Source organism: Bacillus sp. JJ1474 (assembly GCF_036965225.1).
Taxonomy (GTDB): Bacteria; Bacillota; Bacilli; order Bacillales; family Cytobacillaceae; genus Cytobacillus.
Genome location: NZ_JBALPC010000133.1, coordinates 1 through 10658 on the forward strand (window position 1 = coordinate 1; position 10658 = coordinate 10658).

Sequence of the window (10658 nt, forward strand, 5' to 3'; positions counted from 1 at the left end):
AAATAGAGCTAACGGAATTAACATTAAAAATAAATAATGGTTTTTCCAGTGAATTTTTTTTATAGCTGCTGGCTCTTTCTTGTTTTCCGGTTCATTTCCTTCTGTGTACAATGCTAAGAGGAAATCACAATAATGTTCAGGGAGCATGCGATTTTTTCGCCAATTAATTATTTCGTTAACTATGATCTTTTTTCTTGTTTCATTCATTAAGAATACACGTCCATTCCAGCGGAAAAAAAATAGCTTACCTCTATTGTAAGAAGTAAACTATTTTCTGACAATGATTTTCTATTCTAAAAAGTCTTTTAAACGCTTGCTTCTGCTCGGATGTCTTAATTTGCGCAATGCTTTCGCTTCAATTTGGCGAATACGTTCACGTGTAACACCGAATACTTTACCGACTTCCTCTAAGGTCCTTGTACGTCCGTCATCAAGCCCAAAGCGAAGGCGCAGTACATTTTCCTCACGATCGGTTAAAGTATCAAGAACATCCTCCAGCTGCTCTTTAAGAAGCTCGTAGGCAGCATGCTCAGAAGGTGAAGTCGCATCCTGATCTTCAATAAAATCGCCTAAATGGGAATCATCTTCTTCCCCAATTGGCGTTTCTAAAGAAACTGGCTCTTGCGCAATTTTTAGAATTTCTCTCACTTTTTCTGGAGTTAAATCCATATCCTCAGCGATTTCTTCTGGAGTTGGTTCGCGGCCAAGGTCCTGAAGTAATTGGCGCTGTACACGAATTAATTTGTTAATAGTTTCAACCATATGAACGGGAATTCGGATGGTTCTTGCCTGGTCGGCAATCGCTCTTGTAATCGCTTGGCGAATCCACCAAGTTGCATACGTACTAAATTTAAAGCCTTTTCGATAATCAAATTTTTCAACGGCTTTAATTAAGCCCATATTTCCTTCTTGAATTAAATCAAGGAAAAGCATTCCACGGCCAACATAACGCTTGGCAATACTTACAACTAATCGGAGGTTTGCTTCAGCAAGACGCCTTTTCGCTTCCTCGTCACCATCTTCAATCCGTTCTGCAAGTGAAATTTCATCCTCAGCAGAAAGTAGATCAACACGGCCAATTTCTTTTAAGTACATTCTCACAGGGTCATTGATTTTCACGCCTGGTGGAACACTTAAATCATTTAAGTCAAACTCTTCTTCACCTTTTGCTAATTCCTTAGCATTAGGGTCGGCATCATCGTCATTGTCACCGACTAGCTCAATACCTTGATCTCCAAGGAACTCATAGAATTCATCCATTTGATGAGAATCTAAATCAAAATGGGCCAATTTTTCTGCAATATCGTCATAGGCAAGAACGCCCGTCTTTTTTCCAACCTCTGTTAATTGTTCTTTCACTTGATCTAGGGTCAATTCTGAATCAACTTCTTTTGAACGAGCTGATTTTTCAGCCATATGTCCCCCTCCTTCCAAAGTCACAGACAATCCTTAAGAAATATCCTAATCTATAGAGACTTGCGCAATTGAATAATTTCCATTGCGATCAAGGCTGCCTTTGCATAATCACTTTTCCGCTCTGCTTCTTTTTGTTCAAGCAGTTTTTCTTTTATCTTTAACATTTTTTGATAATTAAACACCTGTTTTATATAATCCGTTAATTCTTGTTCGCTTAATTCATCGTTTATGTCCATCATTTGAATATCAGCAACGATTCTTTTTAACTTTTCATCAACTAGGAAGTTGATAAAGGCACTTGTATCTGGCGGGTGTCCTTCTTCATAAAAGCCTAATAAATAAGTAATGATTGCTTGATGCTCATCCACATTAAACGTATTTCCTTGAAGAAAATTCTGAACCTTAAATGCAAGGTCACTATCGGCAAGCATATGTGCAATTAAATTTCTCTCAGCTGTATAATATGCAGGCTTTAACTGCTTCGCTTGCTTTTGAAGAATCAGCTGTTTTTTGACTGTCTCGTTGCTGCTCTGTCCCTTAGTCTTCCGTCTTTCTGAAAAATTAATTTGTTTTTCCTGTTCTTTAAGTGCTTCCAGTGATAGGGAAAATTCATCCGCAAGATGCCGTAAATAATAATCCTTTTCTACTGCATTATCTAATTTGCTTATTTCCGTTAATACTTCTTCGATATAAAGCAGGCGATCTCCTTCATCCTGCAGTTTTTTCCCTCTGCGGTAATAATGCAGCTTGAACGCCATAATTGTATGACTGCCATCTATTACCTCGTGACGAAACTTTTCTGGACCGAATTTTTTAACATAGTCGTCTGGGTCAAGGCCGTCTGGCATTAAAGCAACCCTTACTTGACATCCTGCATTAGATAGCATGTTAGCCGCTCTGAAAGCCGCTTCAATTCCAGCATTGTCGGAATCATAGCAAACAGTGATTGACTGAGCATTTCTCTTTAAAGCGGAGACATGGTCCTCCGTTAAGGATGTTCCCATTGTGCCAATACCGTTTTCAACTCCTGCAAGATCAGCAGAAATAACATCCGCAAATCCTTCAAATAAAACAGCTTGCTGGAGTTTCTTGATTTGAGGTCTTGCTAAATGAAAATTATATAAAATTTTGCTTTTATTAAAGATTGGCGTTTCAGGACTATTTAAATATTTGGGTTCATCGTCCCCTAAAGACCTTCCTGAAAAGGCAATCGTTTTTCCACTTCGGTCAAAAATCGGAAACATAATTCGGTTGCGAAAACGATCAAAATAACTGCCATCTTTTTCGCGTTTAATAATAAGACCTGCTCTTTCCATTACCTCTATTGGAAACTTTCTCTTCCCAAGAAATTTATATACAAAATCCCAAGAAGGAAGGGAATATCCAATTTGAAATTTCTCAATGGTTTCAATCGTAAATCCTCTGCCAAGCAAATAGTCTAGTGCATGTTGGCCATCTTTTGTGTTTAACAGCAGATGATGATAAAATTTACGCAATAGCTCATGGGCCTCCAGCATTTGTTGAATATCGGGAGGAACATTACTTTGAGCGGCTGCGGACTGAATAATCATGTCAAGCTTAATATTCCCTTTTTCAGCTAATCTGACAGCTGCTTCTTGAAAGGAATAACCTTCAAGATCCATTAAGAATGAAAAGGCATTTCCGCCGGCTCCGCATCCAAAGCAATGATAAATTTGCTTATCAGGTGAAACGGAAAAAGATGGTGTGTTCTCTCCATGAAATGGGCATAGACCAAAGTAATTTCGTCCTTGCTTTTTTAATTGAACATAATCGCTTATAATATCAACAATATCGACAGCTTGCCGAATCTCATTCACTTTCTCCTCGGCGATACGCTCTACCATGGGAACAACTCCAATTAATAAAAAATCAATACATAAGAAGCCTCTTAAAGTACACCCAGGGCATCAAATTTAGAAAGATAATTAATCCATTAATTAATATTTCTATAAAAATTAGCGAATTCCTTCAAAATTCGACAAAATCTTTGTCAATTCTTTCACAAACCTAGTACGATCTTCACGACTGTAAGGCATGGGCCCTTTCCCATGTATCCCCCTTCTACGCGCTTAGGCCGATAAATATCTCATATCAAGCGCAGTATGAATATCTTTCTCATCGTATGAAATCCCCTTTGGAGACAGAACATAAATAAAAGTGTCGATGCTAACCAATATCCTGTGTAACAACGATGTCCCGTTTCTGCACATGATTCATAATGAATAAATCAACAGCCTCTTTACTTGATTCAACAAATTTCCAAGAAGCTCCCTTTAGATCATTTTTTATGTGAGCATATGAGGCAATAAAATAGCATCAACAGATAGCTATTAGCTAATTCGACAATTTCTTCCTTTACAGGACAAGAATCGGCATCAACCAAGATAATTGGATTGCCTAATGTTCTAATTATTCTACATCACTCCACATAATCCTTCTTTCAAAAAGCAACTTTTAGCATGAGCTACATTCATCCTAAACTCATGCAACTGTTAAAATTACAAGTAGATTTTCAATCAAGCCGGGTATAATGGTCTAAATGCTTTTCAGAATCCTGATACAAAATAATTCTTGCAGCATTTCCATTACAATTGATCATGTCGAATTGTTTTTTTTCCGGTCACTTGACTTCTCACAATAAATAGTTTATTCGTTCATACTCAACTCTAAACCTAAACTATAACATTTTTATCACAATTTTTTATTATAGTATAAAAAAGCTTGAATTTCTATTATTTTTTCTTATTTCTATTAATATTTTGTTTTAAACGCATCAAGAAGAATTTAAATTTTCAAAAGGTTCCGTTACCTTTTTGCCAAAAAAGAAAAAGGCACATAATACAGAATTATGTGCTAGCTTTTTGGAAAGCTTCTGTGGTATTGATTTAATATTAAATTTGCCGTTTCTTCTACGGCTTTATTCGTTACGTCAATGACAGGACAATTTAATTTGCTGACGATTTTTTCAAAATAATTGATTTCGTCTTTAATCCTTTCAATGTTTGCATAACTGGCATTATCGCTTAATCCTAAAGATATTAGCCGTTCTCTGCGAATATGATTGAGCTTTTCCGGGCTAATTTTTAGTCCAAAGCACTTTTCGGGCTGAACTAAATACAATTCTTCAGGAGGATCCACCTCTGGTACAAGCGGTACGTTTGCGACCTTTAGTCTTTTATGGGCTAAATATTGTGATAGCGGTGTTTTAGAAGTTCGGGATACTCCTACAAGAATAATATCCGCTTTTAATATCCCTCTTGGATCACGGCCATCATCATATTTAACAGCAAATTCAATAGCTTCTATTTTTTTAAAATAATCCTCGTCCAGTTTTCTAACTAGACCTGGTTCGAATAGAGGTGTTTTTCCATATAAAAGCTGAATTTTATCCATTAACGGCCCAATTATATCACAAGCATAGATCCCTTCCCGCTCAGCCAGTTCATTAATATAATGGCGTATATCTGGCTTAACAAGTGTATATACGATCATTCCATTATCCATTTTTGCTAAAGAAATTACTTCTTCTATATGAACCTTGTCCTCCACATATGGAAATCGCTTGATCGTTACTCCGCTGCCATTAAACTGGCTGACGGCTGCTTTCGTAACCAATTCGGCAGTCTCCCCAACAGAGTCAGACACAACATAGATGATTGGCTTTTTTGTCATCCCTTAACACCATCTCCTCTGTACATGATTTAATTATCTTCTGCAAGAGCAAGAAATGCTTTTGTTAAATTCGTTTTTGTAATTCTGCCTATTACCTCAAAGCCTTTTTCCGTTTCTTTAACAATCGGAAGCGCGTCAATTTGTTTCTCAATTAATTTCTTTGCAATATCAATTAATAAGTCTTCTTTTTCACACATTGTAATATTGGGCATTCTTGTCATGATTATGTTTACAGGGATATTCGTTAATTCCTGTTTCCCTATACTTGCACGCAGCAAATCTTTCCTAGAAAGAACGCCAACAAGTATGGATTCCTGGTCAACCACGAATAATGTTCCTACATCTTCCAAGAACATTGTACAAATGGCATCATAAACCGAAACATTTTCATTCACAACTACAGGTATCGATTGATAATCCTTCACATACAGCTTATTTAAATTATCTGTAAGCAGCTGAGTACCTGATTTTCCTGTATAGAAATAGCCGACCCGCGGTCTCGCATCTAAAAAGCCAGCCATTGTTAAAATGGCTAAATCCGGTCTTAATGTTGCTCGAGTTAAATTTAACTTTTCTGCAATATTTTCACCAGTGATTGGCCCGTTTTCCTTCACAATTTCTAATATTTTTTCTTGCCGCTTATTTAATTCGATTGTCCTCACCACCTAAATAGAAAAGCGTAAGCGCCTTGCCCACCCCCGACAAGCATAAGACAAGCTGTCGAGAAGGTTGTTCTTTAACTTTCTTGGCGGATTGGCTTATGACCTCGAGGTCGACAAAAACGCGACGTCCTGTCGCATTGTCGACACTAGTACGTCCTGTACGTCGGGGGTAGGCGCTGGAGCTAGACATAAAAAATTTATATATGCTTTGATGGGAATAAGTAGTACTTCTATCTCTGTTTCAGAAAGCCGGCGGCTGCTGTGAGCCGGTACACATAGAAGGATGAATTACCTCCCTGAGCATTCACTGTCAACCTGAGCTATCAGTTATAGCAGTGAACGGAAGATCCGTTATCAGAAATGAGTGGAGGACAATTGTCCTCAATTTGGGTGGTACCGCGCAAAATTAATGCGTCCCTGCAATTATGCAGGGGCGTTTTTTGTTTTTTTGGTAATGGACGATATGAAGGGGTAACCAAAAAGGAGGAAGCAAACAATGAGCTTACTAGAAGATTTAAAGTGGAGAGGGATTATTTACCAACAAACAGATGAAGAAGGAATGAAGGACACCTTAAATAAGGAGAAAATCTCTTTATATTGCGGGATGGATCCAACAGGTGACAGTATGCATATTGGGCATTTGCTGCCATTTCTTACATTGAGGAGATTTCAAAATCATGGACATCGTCCGATTGTACTTGTCGGCGGAGCAACTGGCTTAATTGGTGATCCAAAAATGACTGAAGAAAGAACACTGCAAACAGTTGAAACTGTGCAGCATAACGTAGATTGTCTGACAAAACAATTAAAAATGATTTTTGATTTCGAAGGAGAAAACGGAGCGATCATGGTAAATAACTATGATTGGACTGCACCGATGAATATTATCACCTTCCTAAGAGACTATGGGAAGCACGTAGGTATCAATTATATGCTGGCAAAGGATACGATTGCGTCACGCTTAGAAACAGGGATATCTTTTACAGAGTTTACCTACACAATCCTTCAAGGAATGGATTTTAAACATTTATATGAAAATTACCAATGTAAGCTGCAAATTGGCGGAAGCGACCAATGGGGCAATATTACGACAGGTCTTGAACTCATTAGAAAAATGACAGGGGAAGGCTCGAAAGCATATGGCTTAACGATTCCACTTGTGACTAAGGCTGATGGAACAAAATTTGGTAAAACGGAAAGTGGCGCTGTGTGGCTAGATCCGGAAAAAACCTCACCATATGAGTTCTATCAATTCTGGATTAATGCTGCTGATGCTGATGTTGTTAAATACTTGAAATACTTTACTTTCCTTTCTAAAGAAGAAATTGAAGCACTAGAACTATCTGTTCAAGAAGAAGCACATCTTCGTAAAGCTCAAAAAGCTTTAGCCGAGGAAATGACTCGTCTCATACATGGGGAGGAAGCATTAAATCAGGCAATAAAAATTTCAGAGGCATTATTTAGCGGTGAAGTTAGCAATCTTTCCGGGTCAGAAATTAAACAAGGATTTAAGGATGTCCCATCGTACGAGCATACTTCTGGTGAGGAAATTGGCCTTGTTGATTTACTAGTGGATGCAAAAATCTCGCCATCTAAACGTCAAGCTAGGGAAGATGTGGCAAATGGAGCCGTTTCGATTAATGGTGAAAGAGTAACAGAAACAGACTATGTCCTTACGGTAAATGATCGCATCGAGAATGAATTTACCATCATTCGCCGCGGGAAGAAGAAATATTTCTTAATTAAATACTAATTCATTAAGTCATCAGCAATAAAGATTTAATAAAAGCCCTAGAAATTACAAAAGCATAATTTCTAGGGCTTATTAAATTCCGTATATTTTATAACTTAAATTTCATAACTAAGCCGTTTAGCTTTTCAGCCTGTTTTGCAAGTTCTTCTGAACTACTGGCAACTTCATCCATTGAACTGCTGATTTGCTGGGAGGAGGCAGAGGTTTGTTCTACACCTGCAGCTGACTCTTCAGAAATGGCTGCGATTTCGGAAATTGATCCGCTCATGATTTCACTATTCGCAGTGATTGCAGCTAGATTTTCAGTAACAGTGAGGATATTATTGGACATGTTTTTTATCGCCGCACTAATGCCTTCGAACGTCTCACTAGTAGTTTTAATTTGGCTAGTCCCTTGAACAACTTCTTCATATCCTGTTTGTAATGATTTAGTTACTATATTTGATTCATCCTGAATACCTGTTACGATGTTTGTAATATCAGAAATAGATGAAGATACCTGTTCTGCAAGCTTTTTTACTTCATTAGCTACGACTGCAAAACCTTTGCCATGTTCTCCAGCTCTTGCTGATTCAATAGCTGCATTTAAAGCTAATAAATTCGTCTGGTCGGCGATATCTTTTATGACAGAAACCAATTTAGAAATTTCTTGAGACTTGGTATCAAGGCCGTACACTTTTTGCATTGCATCCTGCATAATTTGATCAATCTTTGTCATTTGATTAAAGGAAGACTCCATTAGCTGGCTTCCTTTACCAGTCATTAACAATACCTCATTAGACGCCTGTAGAATAAGATCGCCATTTGCATCCGCTTCTTGAACTGTGGATGAAAAGGAGCCCATGATGGAGGATAGATTGCTTGCATTGGCAGCTTGTGATTCTGTGCCAGTTGCCAATTCCTGCATGGTAGTCGCAATTTGTTGAGATCCAGCGTTTACCTCATTGGCAGATTGCGTTAATTCTTCACTCTGACCTGCAATAGATTCAGAGACTAGGTTAATTTCACTTAATAATTGGCGAACATTATTATTCATTTCATTTGTAGAAGCTACTAGCTGGCCAACTTCGTCTTTAGAATTATTTTTTAACGGTTCGTGGCTCATATCACCGGTAGCAATGAGATTCATTCTTTCCATTACCTTTTTTATTGGGCCTGAAATCACATTGGAGGTTATTAGTGCTACTGCAATACTAACAACTACAGCCAAAAGAATGACAATCGTTATGTAAAGGACCGTTTTTTCTCCACTAGCTATAATTTCTGTCCCTTTTCTATTAATTGAATCTTGGCTATCGCTGGCTAATTTTTCATATCCAGCCATAAGTTCACGAACGGTTGTATCTGTTTTTGCAAGGTTTTGCCGTGCGATTTCGATATTTCCTTTTTCGTACTCTTCAAATACTTCTTTGGCCACATACTGTCTCCATTCAACAGTACGCTTAATAAGTTCATCAAACTCCTGAGATGCACCAATCTTTCTAACTATTTGCTCATAATGCTTCCCTTTCTCAGTATATTCGTTAAAGCGTTCTTTGTAGTCACCGCCATATAGGACATAGCCTCGTGCAGTTGATATTCTATTTGCCAAAGTACTAGACATTTGCTCGTTTGCAATTAATAATTGGATCTCGTGATCAACTATAAATTCTGTATCATTATTCGTTGTATTGATTTGATAAAAACTAAAACCTCCTAATAGTAACACGAGAAAAATCACTATTGAAAATCCAAACAATATTTTCGTTCTAATACTTTTAAAGCTTAATAAATTCTTCAATTATTTTCCTCAACTTTCAATATATTCATCTTTTTTAGACATAACTACATAAGGCTAAAGTGTCATTTACTAAAGCCGTTTCGGTTTTGATATATAGTAGCCCTGAAGTATAGGTACACCCAATTGTTTTGCGGCTAACAGGTCATTCTTTGTTTCAATGCCTTCTAGCACTAATTTTATTTCTTTGTTTGTGAATTCTAAAAAGAGAGAGACAAGTGCCTGTTTTTCGGTTGATACGGATAAGCCTTTTGATTTCGTATGATCCAGCTTTACAAAATCAGGCGAAATAATTTCGATCATTTTAAAAGAGTCTTTAGTAACCGGTAAATCGTCAAATGCAATTTGGAAGCCATTCGATTTTAAAAACAATAGACGGCTCATAAAAATTTGTTGTTCCCAAATATTTTTTTGGATAGCTTCCTCGTTTATTTCAAAAACGATCTGTCCTCTAATAGTAGGAAATAAAAGGAGCAATTTATTTATGAAACTTTCGAAATCATGATGGACGATTGTTGTGGGCAGAATATTTATAAACAATAAATGAGATTTTAAATAAAAGTTAGGGTATTGCATGACTGCATTCTTAATGCAATACGTGTCTAACTCAAATAAAACCCCGTTATTTCTGGCCTTTTCAATTACAATTAGAGGATTCATTCGTGGTGTAGTTCTCATTAAAGCTTCATGTGCAAAAATAGTATCATTGCTGCAATTCATAAGCGGCTGATATTCACTGTACAATAATTTTTCTTGCGTTATTGTTGTAATGGACCGAAAATCTATTTTACACCCTTCTTCCTACACAATATTAGCTTATTATTTAGGTAATTCCGTATTTATTACACCCATTCCATCTAATATAGCCTTTGCATCTTTGTTTAAATATTCGAGTATATCTGTTCGCAAAAGCAATTCTGCTTTATCCTTAATAATTAGCTTTAAGCCTCTAATACAAAATTAGTTGCATATGTATTGATAGCGATTAATGTTGCCATGTCTTGTCTGGAGATAGGCTGATTCCCTGAATCATGTCTTTCTATAAGGAATTTAAGTAAATCTCTTGCATTGCTTTTCAGTGAAATCCTATGTTTATCTAATACATTTAGATTTTCTTCAATAAGTTTTCGCGCTGCGACAAAGTCTAATTGCTCCATATATTTATTGATATCAGCAATTAAATTTTCAACCTTCATAAAAGCTCACCTCACTTTAAATTTTTTTCTGCCCTAAACAATAAAACACTAAGTAATAGGCTTTTTCTGATAGAAAATAAAAAAGGCTATTCCAAATAGAATAGCCAAAAATTTCATGGAAAATAAACAAGAATTTGGTAACCTGGCAATCATAGCAATAG

8 protein-coding genes, 2 pseudogenes and 1 other annotated feature are annotated in these 10658 nt (G+C 36.8%); of the genes and pseudogenes, 1 reads left to right on the forward strand and 9 read right to left on the reverse strand.

All coding sequences use genetic code 11. From position 1 onward, the window contains the following. The 6 genes and pseudogenes from V7164_RS16460 to V7164_RS16485 all read right to left on the reverse strand — a co-directional run. Window positions 1–207 (reverse strand): annotated as a pseudogene (locus tag V7164_RS16460) (hypothetical protein); the annotation flags it as partial. A gap of 81 nt (window positions 208–288) precedes the next feature. Further along, complete coding sequence (rpoD, locus tag V7164_RS16465; RefSeq protein WP_335344563.1) at window positions 289–1416, reverse strand: RNA polymerase sigma factor RpoD; 1128 nt, start codon at window positions 1414–1416, stop codon at window positions 289–291. A 50-nt stretch (window positions 1417–1466) separates the two neighbouring features. Further along, window positions 1467–3281 (reverse strand): DNA primase, encoded by a 1815-nt coding sequence (gene dnaG, locus V7164_RS16470; protein WP_335354619.1) that lies wholly within the window; start codon window positions 3279–3281, stop codon window positions 1467–1469. A 111-nt stretch (window positions 3282–3392) separates the two neighbouring features. Then, a pseudogene (locus V7164_RS16475) lies at window positions 3393–3826 on the reverse strand (DUF188 domain-containing protein). A gap of 464 nt (window positions 3827–4290) precedes the next feature. Further along, complete coding sequence (locus tag V7164_RS16480; RefSeq protein ID WP_335354620.1) at window positions 4291–5109, reverse strand: pyruvate, water dikinase regulatory protein; 819 nt, start codon at window positions 5107–5109, stop codon at window positions 4291–4293. 29 nt (window positions 5110–5138) lie between these two features. Next, window positions 5139–5771 (reverse strand): helix-turn-helix transcriptional regulator, encoded by a 633-nt coding sequence (locus V7164_RS16485; protein ID WP_197414433.1) that lies wholly within the window; start codon window positions 5769–5771, stop codon window positions 5139–5141. A gap of 199 nt (window positions 5772–5970) precedes the next feature. Continuing rightward, window positions 5971–6193, forward strand: a binding site (T-box leader). A 74-nt stretch (window positions 6194–6267) separates the two neighbouring features. Here V7164_RS16485 and tyrS point away from each other — a divergent pair. Continuing rightward, window positions 6268–7524, forward strand: coding sequence for a tyrosine--tRNA ligase (gene tyrS, locus V7164_RS16490; RefSeq protein ID WP_335354621.1), 1257 nt, complete (start codon window positions 6268–6270; stop codon window positions 7522–7524). 88 nt (window positions 7525–7612) lie between these two features. On the opposite strand, the gene V7164_RS16495 is transcribed toward tyrS, so the two are convergent. The 3 genes from V7164_RS16495 to V7164_RS16505 form a co-directional block, all read right to left on the reverse strand. Continuing rightward, window positions 7613–9304: a methyl-accepting chemotaxis protein gene (locus V7164_RS16495; RefSeq protein ID WP_335354622.1), complete on the reverse strand. Its 1692-nt coding sequence runs from the start codon at window positions 9302–9304 to the stop codon at window positions 7613–7615. 69 nt (window positions 9305–9373) lie between these two features. Then, window positions 9374–10045 carry an EAL domain-containing protein gene (locus tag V7164_RS16500; protein WP_335354623.1) on the reverse strand — a complete coding sequence of 224 codons (672 nt, stop codon included), beginning with the start codon at window positions 10043–10045 and terminating at the stop codon, window positions 9374–9376. 197 nt (window positions 10046–10242) lie between these two features. Continuing rightward, window positions 10243–10497, reverse strand: a complete 255-nt coding sequence (locus V7164_RS16505; RefSeq protein WP_335354624.1) for a hypothetical protein — start codon at window positions 10495–10497, stop codon at window positions 10243–10245. Between the last annotated feature and the right edge of the window lie 161 nt (window positions 10498–10658).

What these genes read in the sequence shown, in the direction of transcription:
- tyrS (WP_335354621.1), top strand. Translation starts at nt 6,268, where the DNA reads ATGAGCTTACTAGAAGATTTAAAGTGGAGAGGGATTATTTACCAACAA.
- rpoD (WP_335344563.1), bottom strand. Translation starts at nt 1,416, where the DNA reads ATGGCTGAAAAATCAGCTCGTTCAAAAGAAGTTGATTCAGAATTGACC.
- V7164_RS16480 (WP_335354620.1), bottom strand. Translation starts at nt 5,109, where the DNA reads ATGACAAAAAAGCCAATCATCTATGTTGTGTCTGACTCTGTTGGGGAG.
- dnaG (WP_335354619.1), bottom strand. Translation starts at nt 3,281, where the DNA reads ATGGTAGAGCGTATCGCCGAGGAGAAAGTGAATGAGATTCGGCAAGCT.
- V7164_RS16505 (WP_335354624.1), bottom strand. Translation starts at nt 10,497, where the DNA reads ATGAAGGTTGAAAATTTAATTGCTGATATCAATAAATATATGGAGCAA.